Raw genomic sequence first — 21,902 nt, forward strand, 5'->3', positions numbered from 1 at the left:
GCGGCCATCCGAGGTGTCCCCGTCATCCCGGATACGCCAGTCGCATCAGAATGAATACGACCAACAGCAGCACCATAATCGATAGGTCCAGGCCCACGCCTCCGATCCGGATCGTCGGGATGAGCCGACGGACCAGACGTACCGGAGGATCGGTCACTGTGTAGATGGTCTCCAGCGTTACCGCAACCCCACCCGCGGGCCGCCAGTCCCTGGCGAACGTGCGGACGAGCTCCACCACGACTCGCGCGGTGAGCAGCAGCCAGAAGGCGAACAACACCCAGAAGGCGGCGAGCAGCAGTGGTTCCACGGGTCAACTGTGCCATCACTCAGGTTCGGGTGGCGAACCCACCCTCGGCCAACCGCCGCTTGTCCTCAGCGGTGGGGTCGGCGTTGGGTGGTGAGATCAAGAACACCTTGTTGGTGACCTTGTCCATCGAGCCGCGCATGGCGAACGCGAGGCCCGCCGCGAAGTCCACCAGGCGCTTGGCGTCCGCGTCGTCCATCTCGGTGAGGTTCATGATCACCGGTCGGCCGTCGCGGTAGTGCTCGCCGATCGTGCGCGCCTCGATGTAGCTGCGCGGGTGCAGCGTGATCACCCGACCGAGTGGATATCCGGCCGGTTCCGGCTGGCGCGGCCTGCTCGGCTGCTCGCGGCGCGGTTCCACCGCGAGCGCGCCGTGCGTCTGCGGGTCCGGCACGGTCGCGGGGGTCCACGCCGGGCGCGGCCGCCCCCGCTCCGCGGGCTCGTAGTCGTCCTCGACCTCGTCGCGGTAGCCACCGCGCTGGCCGCCGAACCACCGGCGCCGACCACCCGGGTAGTCCTCGAACTCGTCCTCGGCGTAGTCCGGGCGGTAGCCGCGCCGGTCGTACTCCTCGGCCTCGTAGTCGTCGAGCTCGTCCGCCGGGACCATGCCGAAGTAGGCCTTCAGCTTCTGCAGCGTGCTCATGCCGTTCCTCCGGTTCCCCGAGCGTGGTCGTGCGTGTGCTTGTCCGACTACCACGTCCCCGCAAGCCTCAACCCCGGGTGTGGCGATCTTGCCCGCCGGGGTCCGTTCTTGCTATGGGGAGGCTAGCCCGCGTCCCCCCAGCAGCGCGGTTCCGACACGCACGCACGTCGACCCGTAGTCGATCGCCCGCTCCAGGTCGTTACTCATGCCGCAGGACAGTTCCACGGCCGAGGGGAACTCGGCGCGCAGGCTGCCTGCCACACCCGCAAGACGTTCGAAGGCCGCCGAAGGTTCCATGCCCAACGGCGCCACGGCCATGATCCCGCGGAGGCGGAGATCACTCGATCGAATTACCCGCTCGGCCAACGCGGGCAAGCCGTCGAGGGGGCAGCCGCCGCGCTCGGGGTCGCCGTCGATGCTCGCCTGCAGCAGCACCTCCAGCGGCGCCGTGCGCTCCCCCTCGGCGAGCGCTGCGGTGGTGGCCTTGCCGAGCGCCTCGACGAGCCGCTCGGAGTCCGCGGACTGCACCTGGGCGGCCCACCGGACCACGGACCTGGCCTTGTTGCGCTGCAGCCTGCCCACCATGTGCCAGCGGGGCGCGGCGTCGGGGCGCAGCGCGGACATCGCCTCGGCCTTGGGACCCGCCTCCTGCTCCCGGTTCTCGGCCAGGTCGAGCACGCCGAGGTCGACCAGGACCGCAGCGTCCTCGACCGGGAAGGTCTTGGTGACCGCCAGCAGCCGCACCTCGGCGGGGTCGCGCCCGGCCGCGGCGCAGGCGGCGGCGATGCGGGCCCGGACCTCGGCCAGGTTCGCGGCGATCTCGGCGGCCCGGTCGGTCACGGCTGCACCCAGGTGACCGCGGCCAATCGCCCAGTGGTGCCTTCCCTGCGGTGACTGAACAGCGAGCGGTCCTCTGTGGTGCACCTCGGGTCGATGCCGATGCGGGCCACGCCCGCGTCCGCGAGCTGCCGCCACAGGCCTGCCCGCAGGTCGAGCCCCGGCGTGCCCTTGCGGGTGCGGCAGGCGCTGCCCGGCAGGTGCTTCTCCACGTCGGTCTGCATGTCCTGCGGGACCTCGTAGCACTCACCGCAGATGGACGGGCCGAGCAGGACCTCCACGCGGCGAACGTCGGCTCCGGCACCAGCCATGGCCTCGAGCGCGGCCGGGACAACGCCGACCCGCGCGCCTACGCGCCCGGCGTGCACCGCGCCGACGACCCCGGCCTCGGGGTCCGCCAGCAGCACGGGGACGCAGTCGGCGACGAGCACCACGAGGGCGAGCCCGGCCTCTGCGGTCACGACTGCGTCGGTCGCTTCGAGCTTGTCCTCGACCGGCCCGGAGACGACGCCCACGGTGCGGCCGTGCACCTGCTCCATCCACACCAGGCGGTCGGCGGGCAGACCCAGCTCGGCCGCCAACCGGTCGCGGTTGGCGGCCACCGCGGCCGGGGCGTCGCCGACGTGGTCGCCCAGGTTGAACGTGTCGTAGGGCGCCGTGGACGCCCCACCTTCGCGTGTTGTGACCACGCGTCGAATCCGCACACCGCACCCCACACCCGCTAGGAGTCCTTACCCGCCAAACCTAGCGTCCCCGGGGTGGCGGGTGGAGCTACCGCCGCATGAACGGCGGCACGTCCACCTCGTCGTCGGGGTCCTCGGTGACCGGGACGGCCCGGCCTGCCACGCCGCCCTGGCTGGCCCGCACACTGGGCATGGGCTGGGCGGCCACGCTGCCCTGGGTGTAGTCCTGCCGGTAGGTCGGCGCCTGCTGGTGCACGGGCTGCTGCTGGGCGGGCTGCTGGTGCACCGCCTGCTGGTGGACCGGCTGCTGGTGCACGGGCTGCTGGTGCTGGACCTGCTGCTGGTAACCCTGCTCCGGCAACGCCACCGGCGCCGGGGTCGGCTCGGGCTGCGGGACCGGCTGGTGCTGCTGGGTGGCGACCTGCCCGGACTGCGCGGACACCGTGTTCTGGGCGCTGCCCTTGGTGCCGAACGCCGTCGGGTCCAGCTTCTTGTGCGTCGGGCCGCCGCTGTCGAAGCCCGCAGCGATGACGGTCACCCTGACCTCGTCGCCGAGCGAGTCGTCGATCACCGTGCCGAAGATGATGTTGGCCTCCGGGTGGGCGGCCTCCTGCACCAGCGACGCGGACTCGTTGATCTCGAACAGGCCCAGGTCGGAGCCGCCCGCGATGGCCAGCAGCACGCCGTGCGCGCCGTCCATGGACGCCTCGAGCAGCGGCGAGTTGATCGCCTTCTCCGCCGCGGTCACCGCCCGGCCCTCGCCGCGCGCCGAGCCGATGCCCATCAGCGCGCTGCCCGCGCCGGACATGACGCTCTTGACGTCGGCGAAGTCCAGGTTGATCAGACCGGGGGTGGTGATCAGGTCGGTGATGCCCTGGACACCGGAGAGCAGCACCTCGTCCGCGGAGCGGAAGGCGTCCATCAGGCTCACGCCGACGTCGCCGAGCTGCAGCAGCCGGTCGTTGGGGATCACGATGAGCGTGTCGCACTCGTTGCGCAGCTCGGTGATGCCGTCCTCGGCCTGCCTGGCCCGCCGCTTGCCCTCGAAGGAGAACGGGCGGGTGACCACGCCGATGGTGAGCGCGCCGAGCTTGCGGGCGATCGAGGCCACGACGGGGGCGCCGCCGGTGCCGGTGCCGCCGCCCTCACCCGCGGTCACGAAGACCATGTCGGCCCCCTTGAGGACCTCCTCGATCTCCTCGCGGTGGTCCTCGGCGGCCTTGTGCCCGACCTCGGGGTTGGCGCCCGCGCCGAGGCCCCTGGTCAGTTCCCGGCCGATGTCGAGCTTGACGTCGGCGTCGGACATCAGCAGCGCCTGCGCGTCGGTGTTCACCGCGATGAACTCGACACCCTTGAGACCGACCTCGATCATCCGGTTGACGGCGTTCACGCCGCCGCCACCGATGCCGACGACCTTTATCACGGCGAGGTAGTTGTGCGGGGGCGTCATCGAAGCCGCCTTCCTTGTCGTCTTCAGCTGGTCGTCTTCACGGGTCGAGATCAGTGCGGGTGCCCGGCCCGGGAACCCTCGACCTCAACCAGAGAGTGAGAGTGATGTCAACCCCGGACCTGGCAAGGAAGGTAGGCATAGGACTGGCCGCGATCCAGCCGCCACGCCGTGCGGGCTCCCGGTTGTTGGTCACCGACCGTGCGGGCACCCGGTTCACTCGCCGGTGGCACCGTCGAGGAATTCGCGGATCACGTCGAGGTGGCCCGCGTGCCGACCGGTCTCCTCGATCATGTGGATGAGCACCCAGCGCAGGCTGAGCTGCTTGCCGTCGCGGAACGCCACCGTGTCGTCGAGCGCCAGGCCCGCGGTGACTTCCCGACTGCGTTCGCACTGCTGGGCGTAGTCGGCGAGCAACTCGGCCGTCGTGAGGTTCGCGGCGATCTCGAACTCCCCGTCGGGGCGCTCGGCGCTATAGGGCGCCCTGTTGGGTTGGCCGCTGAGAGCCACCTCGAACCAGTAGGCCTCCACCCAGCGGAGGTGAGAGAGGAGACCCGCGACAGTCATCAGCGGTGATGGCAGCACCGAGCGGTGAGTGTCCGCTTCGGACAATCCCTCGGACTTGAACGCGATCGTGGCGCGCAGGTAGTCCAAGAACGCGGACAACAGTTCACGTTCGTCGCCCTGGTACGGGGGCTCGACCCGGGGGTCGTTGACTGGGGTGTCGGTCATGTGCGCAGTGTGGTGGACCGCGGCACGCGCGCGCACGGCATTTGCGTCCCCTGTGGACAACTCAGGAGATTGTGGGGAAGTCCGGGGCGGCCACGTCGAAGGTCTTGCCCTTCTGGGTCAGCAGCGCGCCGAGCACGGCCGCTTTGTGCCCGACGTTGCCCGAGTCGCCCCACTTGACGACGCGCTGGTCGGCGAGGGTGAGCCGGACGTCGGTGGGGGTGCGGGCGGTGACCGACACCACCATCTCGCTCAGCTGCTTCGGGATCGCCGCGAGCACCGTGGTGGCCGCCTTGGTGGCGAACTCGCCGCTCGCGTCGAGGGTGGGCAGGCCGGGCGGGGCCGCCTTGATCGTCCCGTAGTCGACGCCGCTCGCGTCGAGCAGGTGCGCGCCATCGTCGCGGACGACCACCGCCACCGGCGTGCGCTCGGTGATAACGAGTTCGACGGTGGCCGGGAAGGACCGGCGCACGTCGACGGCTCCCACCCTGGGCAGCTGGCGAACCCGTTCGGCGATCCCGTCGGAGTCCAGGCGGGCCAGGGGGGTGCCGGGTTCGATGGCGGCGGCGGCGCGCACCTCGTCGGCTGTGAGGTCCTTGATGCCGGTGACCTCGACGCTGTTGGCGCCGAGCACCGGGGTGAAGAAGACGAGCACCACCAACCCGGTGATCCCGAGCATCGAGCCGAGCACCGTCCACCGGCGGACGAGGAAGCGGCGGTCCACGCGCCTGCGCGCGGGCCGCTTGGCACCCCTGGGCCTGCGCCTGGGGCGTCCGCCGGGGACGGTGCGGGTCATGACAGGCGCTCCAAGGCGACGAGCACCTCTGGTCCGAGCATGGTCACGTCGCCCGCGCCCATGGTCAGCACCAGGTCGCCCGCCTTGACCAGGCTCGCGACCAGATCCGGGACGCGGTCGAACGCGGGCTCGTAGTGCACCCGCTCCGGGGGAAGCGGGATCGCGTCCGCGACGAGGTGACCGCTGACGCCGGGCTTGGGCTCTTCGCGGGCGCCGAACACGTCGAGCACCACGACCTCGTCAGCCAGGCCAAGGGCCGCGCCGAACTCAGTCGCGAAGGTCTCGGTCCGCGAGTACATGTGTGGCTGGAACACCACCACTACCCGGCCGCCAGCCGCGGCGGGACGCACCGCTCGCAGCTGCGCGTCGACCTCGGTGGGGTGGTGGGCGTAGTCGTCATAGACGCGCACGCCCGCAGCGGTGCCCTTGTACTCGAAGCGCCTACGCACCCCACCGAAGGCGGCGATACCTTCGCCCAACTCCGCCAGCGGCGCACCCAGCTCTAGACCTGCTAGCAGGGCCGCGATGGCGTTACCGGCCATGTGCTCGCCAGGCACCGCGACCCCGAGCTGGATCTCTTGCCCGCCCAGGGTGAGGCTGGCGTGACCGCCACCGTCCGCTGGGCGGTAGTCGACGAGGGTGGCGTCCTCGGGCGCGGTCGCCAGTCGGCCGTATCGCCTTACGCGGATCCCCTTGGCCTGAGCGCGCTCGGCGAGCGCTGCGGCACCGGGGTCGTCCGCGCAGGCGATGAGCACGCCACCAGGGGTGATCCGGTCCAGGAAGGCGTCGAAGACCGCCACATAGGCCTCGACGGTTCCGTGGTGGTCCAGGTGGTCGGCCTCCACGTTGGTCACCACGGCCACCGACGGGGAGAAGACCAGGAACGACCCGTCGCTCTCGTCCGCCTCGGCGACGAAGCTGCCGCCGGTGCCGTGGTGGGCGTTGGCACCGGACTCATTGAGGTCGCCGCCGATGGCGAACGACGGGTCGAGCCTGCAGTGCTGCAGCGCCACGGTGAGCATCGACGTGGTCGAGGTCTTGCCGTGGGTTCCCGCGACGCACGCGACGCGGTGGCCCACCATCAGCTCCGCCAGGGCCTGCGAGCGGTGCAGCACGGTCAGCCCGCGCCGCCGGGCCTCGACCAACTCGGGGTTGGTGTCCTTGATCGCCGTGGACACGACGACCGCGGTGGGCCCACCGGGGAGCAGGTCGAGGTTCTCCGCGACCTGCCCCACCGCGATCCGCGCACCCTGGGCGCGCAAGGTCAGGAACGTGCGGGTCTCCTTGGCGTCGGATCCCGACACCGCGGCGCCCCTGGCCAGCAGGATGCGGGCGATCCCGCTCATCCCGGCCCCACCGATCCCGATCAGGTGCGCGCGTTCGAGCGGACCCGTCACGGAGCCGCTCACGACACGCCCTTGTGCGCCGCGTCGAGGACCATGCGGGCGAGCACGTCCGCGGCCTCGCGGTGCCCGGTGCCCTGGGCCGCCGTGCTCATGGAGGCCAGGCGGCGCGGGTCGGTCAGCATCGGGATGACCAGTTCCGCGACCTTGGCCGGGGTGAGGTCGGCGTCGTCGACGAGGAAGGCGCCCCCGTTGTTGACCACCGGGCGCGCGTTAAGAGCCTGCTCGCCGTTGCCGATGGGCAGCGGCACGTAAACGGCAGGAAGGCCTACTGCGGACACCTCGGCCACGGTCATGGCACCGCAACGGCACAGCGCCGCGTCGGCGGCCGCGTAGGCGAGGTCCATCCGCTCTAGGTACGGCACGGCGACGTAGGGCGGTGCTCCCGGCACCGACTGCACAGCGAGGGTGTTCTTGGGGCCGTGCGCGTGCAGGACCCCGATGCCCGCGTCGGCCAACTGCCTCGCGGCGCCGGACACGGCGTTGTTGATCGAGCGGGCGCCTTGAGAGCCACCGAACACAAGCAGGGTCGGGGCGTGCGGGTCGAGGCCGAAGAACTCGCGCGCCTTGGCCCGCAACGCGGCCCGGTCGAGGTTGATGATCGACTCGCGCAGCGGGATCCCGATGATCTCGGCGCTGGGCAGGCCGGAGTCGTCCACAGCGACCGCGACCCGCTCGGCGAAGCGCGCGCCGACCTTGTTGGCCAGGCCGACCTTGGCGTTGGAGTCGTGCACCACGATCGGCACGCGGCCGCGCGCGGCGAGGTACGCCGGGAGGGCGACATAGCCGCCGAAGCCGACGACCACATCTGCGCCCACCCGCTCGAGGACCTCGCGGGTGGTCTTGACCGCAGAGCGCACCTTGAGCGGCAGCTTCAGCAGGTCGACGTTGGGCTTACGGGGCATGGGGACCGGCGGGATCATCTCCAGCGGGTACCCGCGCGCGGGGACGATGGTCTTCTCCAAGCCGCGCTCGGTCCCCAGGGCGACGACACGGGCGTCCGGGCGCAGCCGCATGACCGCGTCGGCCAGCGCCAGCGCGGGCTCGATGTGCCCGGCAGTGCCACCCCCCGCGATCACCACGCACGGACCCGTGCGGGTGGGCTGACTGGCACCGGTGGGACCAACGGTCAACGACGTCCTCCTTTAGCGTTCCGCGGCGTACCGCGGCTTGTCTTCTGCCGGGCAAGGGCCGCACCGCCCGCCCGTGGGTATCCCTGTCGCTCCGGCGCGCGCTTACGCGGTTCCGCCTGCGGTACGCCCCGCCGCTGCGAGGTGCCTCTAGGCGGCGTGGTGGGCCGAGCGGGCTTGCGCTTCTTGGGCGGCTTGTACGGCTCGGGCGCGGTCAGCTTCATCAGCTTGCCGAACCTGCCGGGGCCCTGTGAGCGTAGTGCCGACACGGCTTCCGGCTCGTGGCGCGCGCAGTTGGCGAGGATGCCGAACACCAGCATGGTGACCACGACCGAGGTGCCACCCGAGGAGATCAGCGGCAACGTGATGCCGGTGACCGGGAGGATCCCGACGACGTAGCCGATGTTGATCGCTGCCTGGGCGACCAGCCACACGGTGAGCGTGGCGGCGACCATCCGGACCCAGGGGTCGATGTTGCGGGTCGCGATCCGCATGCCCACTACCGCGAGCATCGCGAAAAGGCCCAGCACCAGACCGCAGCCCAGGAAACCGAGCTCGTCGCCTATGAGCGCGAAGATGAAGTCGTTGTGCACGTTGGGCAGGTAGCTGTACTTGGACGACCCTTGGCCCAAGCCCCTGCCGAAGAACCCACCGTCAGCGAGCGCGAGCTTGGCCTGCAACGCCTGGTAGCTGGTGCCCTTGATGTCCTCTTCGGGGCTTAGGAAGCTCAGCACGCGCACAAGGCGGTAGTTGGTGCCCACTGCCAGGAGGGCAACACCAGCAAGGCCACCGAGGGCTAGGGCGCCGAAGAGCCGCATAGGTGCCCCGGCGAACCAGAGCAGCGCGATGAGGACTACGCCCAGGGTGATCGTGCCGCCCAGGTCGGGCTGCAGCATGACCAGCGCGAACATCAGCAACGCGACAGGTACGACAGGCACCAGCAAGTGGCGGTACCTGTGGAGAACCGCTCTCTTGAGGACCAGTACGTGCGCGCCCCACAGCGCCAACGCGACCTTGCACACCTCGACGGGCTGGAACGAGAAGGGGCCGAACTTGAACCAGCTCTGCGTGCCGTTGAGCGTGCTGCCCAACGGCGTAAGAACCGCGATCAGCAGCAAGATGCTGATCGCGAGCGCGGTGGGGCTGAGGGCCCGGATGCGCTCAAGGGGAACGCGTAGCCCTATCCAGAACAGCACCGCGCCGATGAGGACATAGAGCAGCTGCTTCTTGAAAACCGTGTAGAGCCCGGATCCGGGGGTGTTGAGCGAGACCACGGACGACGCCGACAGGACCATCACCAGGCCGAGCACCGTGAGCAGGCTGAACACGGCCAGCACGAGGTGGAACGACGCCAGCGGGCGGCCCAGCCACGCGGTGAGCGCGGACCGGACGGCGTGGACCCGCCCGGGGGCCCGTCGCGGCCGGGCGGCCGGACTGACGGCGGTGGTCGTCCCGGGGGCGGCCATCACCGCACCCCGGTAGCGCCGTCGTCCTCGCCGACCTGGGCGACCGCCGCCGCGAAGGCGTCGCCGCGGTGGGCGTAGTCGCGGAACATGTCCATGGAGGCGGCAGCGGGCGCGAGCAGCACGACGTCACCCGAACGTGCCATTGCACCCGCCGCGCGGACCGCTGCGATCATGGGCTCATGGTCTCCCGGGGCCACCCGCCGGACGGGGACATCCGGGGCGTGTCGCGCCAGCGAGGCCGCGAACACCTCGGCTTCGGCACCCAGCAGCACGACGCCGCGCAGCCGCCCGACAGCCGTCTCGACCAGCTGATCCACGGTCGCGCCTTTGAGCAGACCACCGGCGATCCACACCACGGACTCGAACGAGAGCAGTGAGCCCGCGGCCGCGTGTGGGTTCGTGGCCTTGGAGTCGTTGATGTAGGAGACGCCGTTGAACTCACCGAGGTGAACGGCTCTATGTGCACCCGGTTGGAACGCGCGTAGGCCAGCGCGAACGGCGTCAGGTGACACGCCGTGAGCGCGGGCGAGCGCGGCGGCCGCCAGGGCATTGGAGACGTTGTGCGAACCGAGCACGTTGAGGTCCGCGAGCTCAGCCAGTTCCTCCGCCTGAGCGGCCGGGTCCGCCACGAACGCCCGGTCCACCAAGAGGTCTTCGACCAAGCCAAGTTCACCTGGACGAGGCACGCCTAGGCCGAACCCGACCTGGGTGCCCCCGTGCTCGGCCGCCAACGCCGTCGACCACTCGTCGGCGACGTTGCGGACCACGACCTTGGCTCCCGTGTAGGCCCGGCCCTTGGCCTTGGCGTACTCCTCCATAGAGCCGTGCCAGTCGAGGTGGTCCTCTGCGAGGTTGAGCACGGCAGCGGCGTGCGCGCGCATAGAGCTCTGCCAGTGCAACTGGAAGCTTGAGAGCTCTACAGCGAGCACGGTGTGCCCAGCTCGGATGGCATCGATCACGGTAAGACCCACGTTGCCGCAGGCGATCGCGTTGTGCCCATCGGCGCGCAAGATCTCCGCGAGCATGCCCACGGTGGTGGTCTTGCCGTTGGTGCCGGTCACCACGAGCCACGTGGGCGGGTCCGGCAACCGCTCGGACATCCACCACGCCAGCTCGACCTCGCCGACGACGTCGATTCCCGCGGCCACCGCAGCCGCCAACAGCGGGCTCGTGGGCTTCCACCCAGGGCTGGTCACCACGAGGGAGGTCCCCTCAGGTGGCTCCACCAGCCCGGGCACCAGCGTGGCACCTGTGTCGGCCAGTTCGGCCAACCGTTCGGCGTTGCCGTCGGTGACCGTGACCTCCGCGCCCATCGCCACCAGCGCGCTCGCGACCGACCGCCCGGTGACCCCGGCGCCCGCCACCAGCACGCGGCCGGTGACCAGGCCCGCGAAGGTCCCGGTCACACCCCGCCACCGAGCGCGAGCCAGTCGGCGTAGAACAGGCCGAGGCCGAACATCGCGCACACCCCCGCGAGCAGCCAGAACCGGATGATGACCGTGGTCTCCGCCCAGCCAGCCAACTCGAAGTGGTGGTGGAAGGGCGCCATCCGGAACAACCGCCGCCTGGTCGTGCGGAAGATCGCGATCTGCAGCACCACCGAGACCATCTCGACCACGAACAGGCCGGAGATCACGATCATCAGCAACTCGGTGCGGGTGGCCATGGACAGGCCCGCGACCAGGCCGCCGAGCGCCAGCGAGCCGGTGTCGCCCATGAAGATCTTCGCCGGTGCGGCGTTCCACCACAGGAAGCCGATGCAGGCGCCCATCGCCGCCGCGGCCACGATCGCCAGGTCGAGCGGGTCGCGCACGTCGAAGCAGGCGGGCTCGGCGACCCGCGAGCAGTCGTGGCTGAACTGCCAGAACGAGATCACCACGTAGGTGCCCATGACCATCGCCGAGGACCCACCGGCGAGGCCGTCGAGGCCGTCGGTGAAGTTCACCGCGTTCGACCAGGCCGACACCGCCAGGTAGCAGAAGACGATGAAGCCGATCCCGCCGAAGGACACGATGGTGATGTCGCGGACGAACGAGAGGTTGTCCGAGGCCGGGGTCAGCTGCCGCTCGTCGGGGAAGCGCAGCGCCAGGATCGCGAACGCGATGGCCACGACCAACTGGCCGACCAGCTTGGCGGTCTTGTTCAGGCCGAGGTTGCGCTGCTTGCGGATCTTGATGAAGTCGTCGAGGAAGCCGACCAGGCCGAGCCCGGTGGCCAGCATCAGCACCAGCAGGCCGGAGGCGGTGGGCGAATCACCGCGCCCGGACCAGGCGTTGACGATGTGCGAGGTGCCGTACCCGGCCCACATGGCGATGATGATCGCCACGCCGCCCATGGTGGGCGTGCCGCGCTTGCTCTTGTGGCCCTCGGGGCCCTCTTCGCGGATCTCCTGCCCGAAGCCCTGCCGGGAGAAGACCCGGATCAGGTACGGGGTCAGCAGGATCGAGATGACCATGGCGATCGCCGCGGCGATCAGGATGCTCTTCACCGGGCGTCCTCCGCCAGCAGCGCCTCGGCCACCCGCCACAGGGCGGCCGCCTTCGACGCCTTCACGAGCACCACGTCACCGGGAGCCAGTTCGGCGCGCAAGAGCGCCACCGCGGCATCGACGTCCGGCACCAGCACCGACTCCTCTCCCCACGAGCCCTCCAGGCTCGCCCCCTGGTGCATCGCGCGAGCCTGCTCGCCGATGACCACCAAGCGGTTGATGTCCAGTCGAACGGCGAGCCTGCCGATCTCGTCGTGCGCCCGCACGGACTCGTCGCCAAGCTCACCCATCACCCCGAGGACGGCCCAGGACCGGCGGCGGTTGCCTGCCCTGGCCATCGTGGCCAACGTCTTGAGCGCGGCGCGCATCGACTCGGGGTTGGCGTTGAAGGCGTCGTTCACGACGGTGACGCCGTCAGGTCGGGTCGTGACCTCCATCCGGCGCGCGGAAACCCGCTGCGCGTCGGTGAGGCTGTCCGCCACCTCTTGGACCGTCGAGCCCATCTCAAGAGCGACAGCGGCGGCGGTAAGAGCGTTGCCCACGTGGTGCGGCCCGTGCAGGCCTAGAGACACTCGCGCCTCGCCCTGGGCGGTGCGCAGCACGAAGCTGGCGCGCGCCTGATCGTCGAGGTCGATGTCGACGGCACGCACGTGCGCGGACTCCGTCTCGCCTACGAACACCACTCGCGCCTTGGTGCGAGAAGCCATCGCAGCCACGAGCGGATCGTCTGCGTTCAGGATCGCGACGCCGTCTTCGGGCAGCTTCTCCACCAGCTCGCCCTTAGTGCGTACGATGTCTTCGCGGCTGCCGAACTCGCCTAGGTGCGCGGTCCCGACGTTGAGCACAGCACCGATGCGTGGCGGAGCGGTGTCGCACAGGGCCGCGATGTGGCCCGGCCCGCGCGCGGACAACTCCAACACGAGGTGCTTGGTCTGCTCGTCGGCGCGCAGCACGGTCCAGGGGTGGCCGAGTTCGTTGTTGAACGACCCTGGAGGAGCGACTGTGGGGCCGAGTGGCGCCAGCACCTGGGCGATGAGGTCCTTGGTCGAGGTCTTACCCGAAGAACCCGTGACGCCGACGATCGTCAGCCCGGTCGCAGCGAGCTTGTCGGCGACATAGCGGGCAAGACGGGCAAGAGCCGCGAGGACCGCGGCACCGGAACCGTCCTTGTCGCCGGTGAGCGCTACCGACCGCGTGTGGGCCTCGGACACCGGGGGCACGATCACCGAAGGCGCGTCGATCTCCCGCGCGGCGAGAACGGCGACCGCGCCGGAGTCGATCGCCCTAGCGGCGAAGTCGTGACCGTCGACCTTGTCGCCGGGCAAGGCGATGAACAGCCCACCCGGGGTGACCTCGCGGGAGTCGAACTCGACGGTCCCGGTGACCGTCGCCTCCGGGTCGGCCTGGTGCAGCGTGCCGCCGACGGCGTCAGCGATCTCCCGCAGGGTCAATGTGATCATTCAGCCACCGTGCCCAGTCGCTCGCGGATGGCCGCGGCGAGCTCGTCGCGGTCGGAGAAGGGGTGAACCACGCCCGCCACCTCTTGGCCGGTCTCGTGGCCCTTACCCGCGATCACCACTACGTCCCCAGACCGCGCGTTGGCCACGGCGGTGGCGATCGCACGCCTGCGGTCACCGATGTCCACCACCTCGCCGCGCTCGGCGGCCGGTACCCCGGTAGCGCCCGCGAGCATCGCCGCGCGGATGGTCGCGGGGTCCTCGCTTCGGGGGTTGTCGTCGGTCACGACCAAGAGATCGCTGCGTCGCGCGGCGGCTTCGCCCATAAGCGGGCGCTTGGCGGTGTCACGGTCGCCACCGCAACCGAGCACTACGATCACGCGGCCCTCCGTACGCGCCCGCATCGCGTCCAAGGCGAGCGCGACGGCCTCGGGCTTGTGCGAGTAGTCGACCACCGCGGTGAAGTCCTGCCCCAACGCCACCCGCTCCATGCGGCCGGGAACCCGAACCGTGGCGAACCCCTCGACGATGGCCTCGATCGGGATACCCGCCTTGTCCAGGATGGCAGCGGCGACGAGCGCGTTGGCGACGTTGAAGGTGCCCGGCATCGGCAGGGTCGCCTCGACCCGGGCGCCTACGGGGGCGTGGATGACGAAAGTCTGCTCGCCGCTGAGGGAGACCCGCACGTTCGACGCGGTCCAATCGGCTTCGCCGGTGGTCGACACGGTCACGGTGCTCCCGGTGACCAACCGGCGCCCCCAGTCCTGGTCGACGCACACCACCTCGGCCGTCGAACGACCGTCGAACAGCAGGGCCTTCGCCTGGAAGTAGTCCTCCATGTCGGGGTGGAAGTCCAGGTGGTCCTGCGAGAGGTTGGTGAAGGCGCCCACCGCGAAGCGCGTGCCCGCCACCCGGCCCAGGCTCAGCGCGTGGCTGGAGACCTCCATCGGCACGTGGGTGACCCCGCGCTCGACCATGACCGCCAGCAGGGCCTGCAGGTCCGGCGCCTCCGGCGTGGTGAACGCGCTGGCGAGCCGGTTGCCCGCGATGCGGGTCTCGACGGTGCCGATCAACCCGGTGGTCAAGCCCGCGGCGGCCAGCCCCGACTCGACGAGGTGGCTGGTGGTGGTCTTCCCCGAGGTCCCCGTCACGCCGAGCACGCTCAGCGCCAACGACGGCTCCCCGTAGATCCACGCGGCCAGGGGCCCGAGCGCGGCGCGGGGGTCCGGGTGCACGAGCACCGGTACGCCGGAATCGCGCACGGCGGGTCGTTGCGCGCCCACGGCATCGGTCAGGACCGCGACGGCCCCGGCGGCGATCGCCTGGGCGGCGAAGTCGGCGCCGTGCGCGCGGGCGCCGGGCAGCGCGGCGAACAGGTCTCCGGGAAGGACGTGCTGTGCGCGCAGCGTCGCGCCCGTGACGACCACATCGGACACCGCGTCCGAAGTGGTGTCCCCAGCCGACAGCCGCACATCTCCGCGCGCGACCAACGTGGCGAGCGGAACGGGCTGGATCCGGGTGGGGCGAGGCGGCGCTGTGACAGCCTTGCCTTCGAGCTTGGCGGGCACGTCGCGGAAGGCTACCTGCGCACGCAGGGCGACCACGCGGCCCCTCGATCGCGGGACCCGGGCGGGATGCGGTAGATGAGCGCACCGTGATCGCGCCACCCCGGTCCAGCGCCCGTCATCACACGATCAGGTGGTCATTATTTTCCCAGGTCACAAGCCCTCGAACCGGCGTACAGTCGAACATGTGTTCATCTCGCATCAGCGCGCTTGGCGCGCCTTCGACGTCCTGTCCAGCGGCGGGTCCCGGCGGTGGCCGGGCCCGCTCACGCGCACCGTCCTCAGCGGACGCCGGGCCCGGTCACGGCTCGACCAGCGGCACCACCGGAGCGGGCTCCGGCGACAGCGGGATCGAGTACCGCTGGGTCAGGAACGAGGCCACGTCGTGGAAGAACGGGGCGGCCGAGTGACCGTCCGGAGTGGAATAGGCGGGCGTGTCGTAGACCATGCCCACCACGAACCGGGGCGAGTCAGCGGGCAGGATCCCGGCGAAGGTGATCCAGTACTTGGAGTCGCTGTAGCGGCCAGCCGCCTGGTCGTACTGCTGCGCGGTGCCCGTCTTGCCGGAGATCTGGTAACCGGTCAGCGCCGCGGCGGGCGCGGTGCCGCTGTTGCCGTTGCTGCCCTTCTGCACCACGGCGCGCAGCATGTCGCGCGTCGTGCGGGCGGTCTCCGGGCTCACCACGCGCACCGGATCCGGTCGCGGCTCCTCCACCCGCGTCCCGTCCGGGGCGATCTTCGCCCGCACGACCCTGGGCGGCACCCGGACCCCGTCGTTGGCGATGGCCTGGTACATCCCGGCCATCTGCAGCACCGTCATCGACAGGCCCTGACCGATGGGCAGGTTGCCGAAGGTGCTGCCCGACCACTGGTTGCGCGGCAGCACCTTGCCGGGGCTCTCCCCCGGCAGGCCGACGCCGGTGCGCTTGCCGATGCCGAGCTTGTCCAGCAGCGCGGCGTAGCGGTCCTGGCCCACCTCGTCGGCCAGCATCAACGTGCCCACGTTGGAGGACTTGGCGAAGATGCCGGTGGTCGTCATCGAGATCCGGCCGTGCGGCCAGGCGTCGTCGACCCTGCGGTCGGCGACCTGGATCCACCCCGGCACCGAGTGCACGGCCTCCGGGGTGGTGATCCCGTACTCGATGGCCGCCATCGCGGTGACGATCTTGTTGACCGACCCCGGCTCGTAGGGCGTGGTCACCGAGCGGTCGTTGAGCAGCTTGGGGTCCAGCCCGCCCGGCGCGTTCGGGTCGAAGGTCTTGTCGTTGGCCAAGGCGTAGATCTCGCCGGTCTTGGCGTCCATCACCACGACGCTGACGCTCTTGGCCTGGCTGCGCTTGCCGTACTCGGCCGCCTTCTGCTGCACGAAGTACTGCAGGTCGGCGTCGATGGTCAACTCGACGTCGGTGCCGTCCACCGCGGGCTGCAGGTTGGTGCCGGACCCCGCGATCACCACATCGGTGCCGCTGGCGGTCTCGACCTTCTGGCTGCCCGCCTTGCCCGCGAGCTCGTAGTCGCGCAGGCCCTCCAAGCCGAACAGCCCGTGCAGGCTGTGCCTCTTGGGGTCCGGGTCGTCGGTGCGCCAGTTCGCGAAACCGAGCACGTTGGCCGCCAGCGAACCCCCGGGGTACTCGCGCTTGGCCCGGTCCTCCACGTTGAGCGAGGGGTGCAGCTTCACCAGTTCCCTGGCCTTGGCGGGCTCCACCTCGTCGTCGAGGTAGACGAACTTGTCCTCGGAGCGCAGCTTGGCCAGCAGGGTCGCCTCGGACACCCGGGTACCCAGGATCCTGGCCATGTCCGAGGCGATCGAGGCGGTCTCCTCGTCGAAGGTCACCACGTTCTTCGCCTGCGACTTGGCCGCCTCGTCGGCGAGCAGCTTGCGCTGCGCGGCGGGCCGGTAGGCCAGCGCCTTCACCTCGACGCTGAACGCCAGCTCAACCCCGTTGCGGTCCACAATGGACCCCCGCGTGGCCGGGATCGGCAGCGTCTCCCGGCGCTGCTTCTCCGCCCGCGCCGCCAACGCCTCGGCCTCGAACCCCTGCACCTGGACGAGCTTGAGCCCAGCCGCCACCAGCGAGGCGATCAGCACGAACCGCACCACCACCACCCGCACCCGGTGGTCGGTCCCCGCCGCCCGCTTGGTCACCCGCCGCATCCGCCCCGGCGAGATCCCCTCCCGCCACGGCCCCTTCGGCCTCCCCGCGGCCTTGCCCTTTCCTCCCCCCGACGTGCTCCCCCCCGAACCATGCGCCCCCGACGCACGCCCACCCCCGCGCTGCCCCCCACCGGTCACCGGCCGACCGCCACCCCCGCCGCCGTTGCCCCCGCCTCGGCGCACATTCCCCACACCAGAACTGGACACCCGACGCCGATGCTCCCCACCAGCCCCACCACGCCCCTGAGGGGCGTGCCCATACCCCCCACCCGCCCGTCCCCGCCCGTCGCTCACAGTCCCCTGCCCGCCATTCCCACTAGTCCCACCGGAGCCACCAGCCCGCCCCGCCCTCCCCCACAACTCCTCACCCGGTCGCCGCGCATGGGGACTCCCCGAGCAAGGCCAGTGCTTCCCAAGGTTCCCCACACGGCCCTGTTCGCGCGCTCTCGTCCTCCCCCGGCGTGGCCCACACAAGCTGGGCCGTCAGCCACAACCAGCCGGAAGACGCGGCGCCCAGCGGCCTCTCGCCCCACGCCGCCCCCACACCTGTCTGCCGCACACCGATTGAGTCCCCACACGGCCCCGACCGCGCGCTCAAGCCCACCCCGGGCTGGCCCGTCCGCCACGACCAACCGGTAACCGCGGCGCTCAACAGCCTCTCGCCCAATGCCGCCCCCGCCGTCCCGCACTCCCACCACGCACCAACCGTTCTCCGACTCGGGGCCCGCGCCCGCAGCGATTCCCCACACTGCCCCGCCGCGGCCTGCGCGAGCTGGGCCATCAGCCACAACCATCCGGTAGTCGCGGCGGTTGACGGCCTCTCGGCCAGCACAGGCTGGGCAGCTGACGGGGGGCGGGGTCGGGCTGGTTCGGCGATCGGGCGGGTACGCAGAGTCAGGTCGCCGGGCCCGACGGCACCGGGGTCGGGGGGATCCCGGACCCTGGGTCGCCGAGCGGCGGGCGAGCATCAGCCACCGCCACCTGCGGGGTGGGCGGTGGCCGGGTCGGCGCCTTCGGCGGTCTGGCCGCCGCCGGTGTCGATGCGGGGTTGGTTGGGGCCTGGCTGTTGGGGAGTGGCCGCTTGGCCCGCCGCCGGGGGGACCGTTGCCTGCTGGCCCGCGTCGGCTTGACCGGTCTGGCCCGTCGTGGGTTGGCCCGTCTGACCACCCGTTGTCTGGCCCGCGGTGGCCGGGTCGGCCGCTGGGGGCGCTGCCGGGTCGGCGGTGGGCGGGGCTGGCGCGGGGGCCACAGCGGGCTTGGGGGTGCCGACGAGTTCCACGGTGCCGTCGGGCTTGAGGCGCAGCCAGGCGGCGTCGCCCGCGGGCACCATGCCGAGGGCGCGGGCGCGCTCAGCTAGGGCGGGTGCGGCCTCCTGGTGCGTGACGTCCTGCTGGAGTTGGGCGGCTTCCTCCGCGAGGCGGGCGGTCTCCCGCTTGGCGATCTCCAGCTGGAACGAGTCGGCGACGGCCTGGGTGGTCAGCCACAGGGTGGCGGCCACGCCGACGGCCAACAGGGCGATGATCAGGACCACAAACGACGCACGACCGGAGGCGGCCGCTTCGGTGGGTGCGGCCGCGGAGGAGGTGTGGGGGCGAACGCCATCGCGCTGGGCGCGCCGAGCGTAGGCGCGTTCAGCGGCGGGAGTGCGCGGGCGCTGCGCGGCACCGCGACGCGGCTTGGTGGGGGTTTCGAGGAGGTCGGTCTCGCCGACCGGGGTAGCGGTCGCCATCCCGGCCCGGGCGGACTTGCTGGTCGCCGTCGCCTTGCCGGAGGCCGTCGGCCGCCCGGTCGCGGTGGCCCTGCCACCTGCCGCGGGCGTGCCGGAGGCAGTGGGGCCACTGGACCTGCTGGGCCTGCCCGTGACCGTGGCCCGGCCGGAGGCCGTCGGCCGCCCAGACGCCGTGCCCTTGGCAGGAACCGCGGACCGGCTGGCAGTCGCCGCCGCGTCGGCGGCACCGGTCGACCGCCGCCGAGACTCGGCAACACGCTCGTCACCCGCCCGCCGAGCGGCCCGGCGAGCCCGGTTCTCCGTACCCTCCGCACCATCACCACCAGCCCGCCGCCGAGGACGACGCCCAGACTCCGGCGCGGCCGTGTCGCCAACCTCGCTGTGCCCGGCGGCCCGACGGCGTGCTGTCTCTGGCGCGGCGGTGTCGCCAGCCAGGCCTGCGCCGGTCCCAGCGGTGAGGCGCTCCCCCGTGCGACGCCGTGGGCGACGTGCGGTGGAAGGCACCGCGGTGCCGCCAACCAGGCCGGCGTCCGGCGCTGCGGTGTCGCCGACCGGGTCGGTGTCGGTGGGGCTGTGGCCCTCGGGGCGGCGGGACTGGGTGGGCAGGCGGCCGGTACTGCTCGGTGGGGCGGTCATGGGGCCTCCCGGACGCGTTCGGCTGCGCGGAGTCGGACCGACTGCGCGCGGGGGTTGGCGGCGACCTCGGTCTCGTCGGCCACCTCGGCGCCGCGGGTGAGCAGGCGCAGCTGGGGTGCGTGTTCGGGCAGCTCCACCGGGAGGCCGTGCGGCGCGGTCGACCTCGCCAGGTCGGTGATGGCGCGCTTGACGATCCGGTCCTCGAGCGACTGGTAGGCCTCGACGACGATCCGGCCGCCGACGGCCAGCGCCGCCAAGGCGGCGGGCACGGCGCGGCGCAGGACGTCCAGTTCAGCGTTGACCTCGATGCGCAGCGCCTGGAAGGTGCGCTTGGCCGGGTGGCCACCGGTGCGCCTGCTCGCGGCGGGCACCGCGTCGTAGAGCAGCTCCACGAGGCGGGCACTGGTGGTGAACGGTTCGCGGTCGCGCTCGGCGACCACGGCCCTGGCGATGCGGCCCGCGAAGCGCTCCTCGCCGTACTCGCGCAGCACCCTGGCCAGGTCGGCGGTGGAGTACCCGTTGAGCACGTCGGCGGCGGTCGGACCGGTGGTCTGGTCCATGCGCATGTCCAGCGGCGCGTCCTTGGCGTAGGCGAAGCCGCGCTCGGCGACGTCGAGCTGCATGGAGGACACGCCGAGGTCGAACAGCACGCCATCCACACGCGACAGTCCCAGGTCGACCAGGGCGTCGGGGAGTCCGTCGTAGACGGTGTGCACGAGGTGCACGCGATCGCCGTGGCGGGCCAGCCGCTCACCGGCGAGGGCGAGCGCGTTGGGGTCGCGGTCGAGGCCGACCAGGGTGAGCTGGGGGTGCGCCGACAGCAGCGCGTCGGAATGGCCACCGAGGCCGAGGGTGGCGTCGACCAGGACAGCCGGGCGGTCGGCCAGCGCGGGGTGCAGCAACTCCAGCACCCGCTCCAGCAGCACGGGGTCGTGGCGGGGGCGGTCGGTCACCAGCTCACCCCTGCTTCACACACACGGGCCACACACCGGCGACCAGAGCTCCGCACGCGACCAGACCCACCGGACGCGCGCCGCGCCGCCATGGCAACCCACCCCTCTCCGCACCACCCGTCCCGGGGCACACACGCCCCGGAACGCGACCGGGTGCCGCCAGGTCCCCGCCCGCTCGTCGGACCTGGCACCGGGGAAGGTGTGTCAGGGCCGAAGGCGAGCGGACCGAGGCCTCACGGCACCCGCGTTCCACGTCCCACGTCAGAACACGCCGGGCAGGACCTCCTCCCTGGCCTGGGAGTAGCTGTCCTCGTGTTCGTCCAGGTAGGTCTGCCACGCCTGGGCGTCCCAGATCTCCAGCCTGGTGATCGCGCCGATGACCACGCAGTCCTTGGTGAGTCCCGCGTACTTGCGCAACTCCGGCGCGACCGCGATCCGCCCCTGCCCGTCGGGTCGCTGCTCGTCGGTTCCGGCGAACAGGTACCGCTGGTAGGCGCGAACCGCCTCGTTCGTCAGGGGGGCCGCGGCGACCTTGCGTGCCATCTCCTCGAACTCCGCGCGTGGGAACACGTAGAGGCAGTGATCCTGACCCTTCGTGACCATCAACCCACCCGCGAGCGCTTCCCGGAACTTGGCGGGCAGTGTGAGCCGCCCTTTGTCGTCGAGCCTCGGGGTGTGCGTGCCGAGGAACATCCGACACCCACCTCCCCACCGAACCGATCGGATCGGCCATGGAGCCCCCGTCTGCCCCACTTGGCGCCACAGTACCCCACTTTTCACCACAGTCAACGCGAATCGCGCGGGATTCAGACCGGGGCAATCCGCGTTTCCGCAGCTAGAGCCGCTGGGGCCACCGTGGGGGGTGGTGGGGGGCCACTGCGGCCCGCCGAGCGCGAAACCGACCGAGAAAGGGACAAATCGGCCACCGATTGCGGCCCGAACCGCATGTCAACGCCATATGTGGGGTGCGGTGGGGGACTCAGGGGCGCACCGGTGGGGCCTGGTGGGGGCACGCCGAGGACTCACCCATTCGGGTAACGCTCGGGCCGTCGCCGGTCGATCACCCAGCGTCAACGCCGGGGCGGGCGGTGGGTCCACCCGGCGGATCGGCACCGCCCGGCCCGCCCACGCGCACCGGCCCGTGACAAGATCCACATCGGCGGGCGCGGCCGCGCGGAACGCCGGTCACCACCGGCCGCGGCGGCCTATCCTTGGCCCAGATCGGGCGTGGCCACGTGCACCGGTCGGGTTGGCCAGGTCGAACCGTTGGGTACTTCGCCCTCGTTTGACACACTCCATGGCAGGCTGTCGCGGCCACGTCGGCGTGGCGGGCGGGCACGTGGGGGCGGGCCGCCGCGCGCCGTCCCGACCGCGCCGGGCTCCGGCGGCGGCGGGAGCGGACTGCCGCCGAGGAACACCAGGAGGTCGCGTGACGTCGAGCACCCCGCATGCCGCACTGCCGGGCAACCCGTACGGAGCAC

General features: G+C 71.5%; 18 protein-coding genes. All 18 read right to left on the reverse strand.

Annotated features, from left to right (window positions below; translation table 11 throughout):
• Positions 1 to 22 precede the first annotated feature (22 nt).
• Positions 23 to 307 (reverse strand): YggT family protein, encoded by a 285-nt coding sequence (locus tag JOD54_RS29815; protein ID WP_372440361.1) that lies wholly within the window; start codon positions 305 to 307, stop codon positions 23 to 25.
• A gap of 19 nt (positions 308 to 326) precedes the next feature.
• Positions 327 to 947: a cell division protein SepF gene (locus JOD54_RS29820; RefSeq protein WP_204455278.1), complete on the reverse strand. Its 621-nt coding sequence runs from the start codon at positions 945 to 947 to the stop codon at positions 327 to 329.
• A 111-nt stretch (positions 948 to 1,058) separates the two neighbouring features.
• Entirely contained in the window at positions 1,059 to 1,787 is a 729-nt protein-coding gene (locus JOD54_RS29825; RefSeq protein WP_204455279.1) for a YggS family pyridoxal phosphate-dependent enzyme, read from the reverse strand.
• Positions 1,784 to 2,488: a peptidoglycan editing factor PgeF gene (gene pgeF / locus JOD54_RS29830; protein WP_204455280.1), complete on the reverse strand. Its 705-nt coding sequence runs from the start codon at positions 2,486 to 2,488 to the stop codon at positions 1,784 to 1,786. Before pgeF ends, JOD54_RS29825 begins: the two co-directional genes overlap by 4 nt.
• A gap of 67 nt (positions 2,489 to 2,555) precedes the next feature.
• Complete coding sequence (ftsZ, locus tag JOD54_RS29835; RefSeq protein WP_204455281.1) at positions 2,556 to 3,917, reverse strand: cell division protein FtsZ; 1,362 nt, start codon at positions 3,915 to 3,917, stop codon at positions 2,556 to 2,558.
• A gap of 213 nt (positions 3,918 to 4,130) precedes the next feature.
• On the reverse strand, positions 4,131 to 4,646 hold the full coding sequence (locus JOD54_RS29840; RefSeq protein WP_204455282.1) for a DinB family protein: 516 nt from the start codon (positions 4,644 to 4,646) through the stop codon (positions 4,131 to 4,133).
• Between the two features lie 61 nt (positions 4,647 to 4,707).
• Positions 4,708 to 5,439, reverse strand: a complete 732-nt coding sequence (locus JOD54_RS29845; RefSeq protein WP_204455283.1) for a cell division protein FtsQ/DivIB — start codon at positions 5,437 to 5,439, stop codon at positions 4,708 to 4,710.
• A complete protein-coding gene (gene murC / locus JOD54_RS29850) occupies positions 5,436 to 6,785 on the reverse strand; it encodes a UDP-N-acetylmuramate--L-alanine ligase (protein WP_239575747.1) in 1,350 nt (449 codons plus the stop codon). Before murC ends, JOD54_RS29845 begins: the two co-directional genes overlap by 4 nt.
• A gap of 59 nt (positions 6,786 to 6,844) precedes the next feature.
• Complete coding sequence (murG, locus tag JOD54_RS29855) at positions 6,845 to 7,975, reverse strand: undecaprenyldiphospho-muramoylpentapeptide beta-N-acetylglucosaminyltransferase (protein ID WP_239573552.1); 1,131 nt, start codon at positions 7,973 to 7,975, stop codon at positions 6,845 to 6,847.
• Entirely contained in the window at positions 7,972 to 9,438 is a 1,467-nt protein-coding gene (gene ftsW, locus JOD54_RS29860) for a putative lipid II flippase FtsW (RefSeq protein WP_204455284.1), read from the reverse strand. The genes murG and ftsW overlap by 4 nt, the downstream gene beginning before the upstream one ends.
• Positions 9,438 to 10,844, reverse strand: coding sequence for a UDP-N-acetylmuramoyl-L-alanine--D-glutamate ligase (gene murD, locus JOD54_RS29865; RefSeq protein WP_204455285.1), 1,407 nt, complete (start codon positions 10,842 to 10,844; stop codon positions 9,438 to 9,440). Before murD ends, ftsW begins: the two co-directional genes overlap by 1 nt.
• Positions 10,841 to 11,926 (reverse strand): phospho-N-acetylmuramoyl-pentapeptide-transferase, encoded by a 1,086-nt coding sequence (mraY, locus tag JOD54_RS29870; RefSeq protein ID WP_204455286.1) that lies wholly within the window; start codon positions 11,924 to 11,926, stop codon positions 10,841 to 10,843. Before mraY ends, murD begins: the two co-directional genes overlap by 4 nt.
• Positions 11,923 to 13,386 (reverse strand): UDP-N-acetylmuramoyl-tripeptide--D-alanyl-D-alanine ligase, encoded by a 1,464-nt coding sequence (locus JOD54_RS29875; protein WP_204455287.1) that lies wholly within the window; start codon positions 13,384 to 13,386, stop codon positions 11,923 to 11,925. Before JOD54_RS29875 ends, mraY begins: the two co-directional genes overlap by 4 nt.
• On the reverse strand, positions 13,383 to 14,978 hold the full coding sequence (locus tag JOD54_RS29880) for a UDP-N-acetylmuramoyl-L-alanyl-D-glutamate--2,6-diaminopimelate ligase (RefSeq protein ID WP_239575758.1): 1,596 nt from the start codon (positions 14,976 to 14,978) through the stop codon (positions 13,383 to 13,385). The genes JOD54_RS29875 and JOD54_RS29880 overlap by 4 nt, the downstream gene beginning before the upstream one ends.
• 271 nt (positions 14,979 to 15,249) lie before the next feature.
• The gene (locus JOD54_RS29885) at positions 15,250 to 17,103 is read right to left on the reverse strand and encodes a peptidoglycan D,D-transpeptidase FtsI family protein (RefSeq protein WP_204455288.1); all 1,854 of its coding nucleotides are present in this window, start codon (positions 17,101 to 17,103) and stop codon (positions 15,250 to 15,252) included.
• A gap of 967 nt (positions 17,104 to 18,070) precedes the next feature.
• A complete protein-coding gene (ftsL, locus tag JOD54_RS29890) occupies positions 18,071 to 19,468 on the reverse strand; it encodes a cell division protein FtsL (protein ID WP_204455289.1) in 1,398 nt (465 codons plus the stop codon).
• Positions 19,465 to 20,421 (reverse strand): 16S rRNA (cytosine(1402)-N(4))-methyltransferase RsmH, encoded by a 957-nt coding sequence (gene rsmH / locus JOD54_RS29895; protein WP_204455290.1) that lies wholly within the window; start codon positions 20,419 to 20,421, stop codon positions 19,465 to 19,467. The genes ftsL and rsmH overlap by 4 nt, the downstream gene beginning before the upstream one ends.
• A gap of 261 nt (positions 20,422 to 20,682) precedes the next feature.
• Positions 20,683 to 21,114 carry a division/cell wall cluster transcriptional repressor MraZ gene (gene mraZ / locus JOD54_RS29900; RefSeq protein ID WP_204455291.1) on the reverse strand — a complete coding sequence of 144 codons (432 nt, stop codon included), beginning with the start codon at positions 21,112 to 21,114 and terminating at the stop codon, positions 20,683 to 20,685.
• Positions 21,115 to 21,902 lie beyond the last annotated feature (788 nt).

Origin of the sequence: Actinokineospora baliensis (genome assembly GCF_016907695.1) — a bacterium.
Classification (GTDB): Bacteria; Actinomycetota; Actinomycetes; order Mycobacteriales; family Pseudonocardiaceae; genus Actinokineospora; species Actinokineospora baliensis.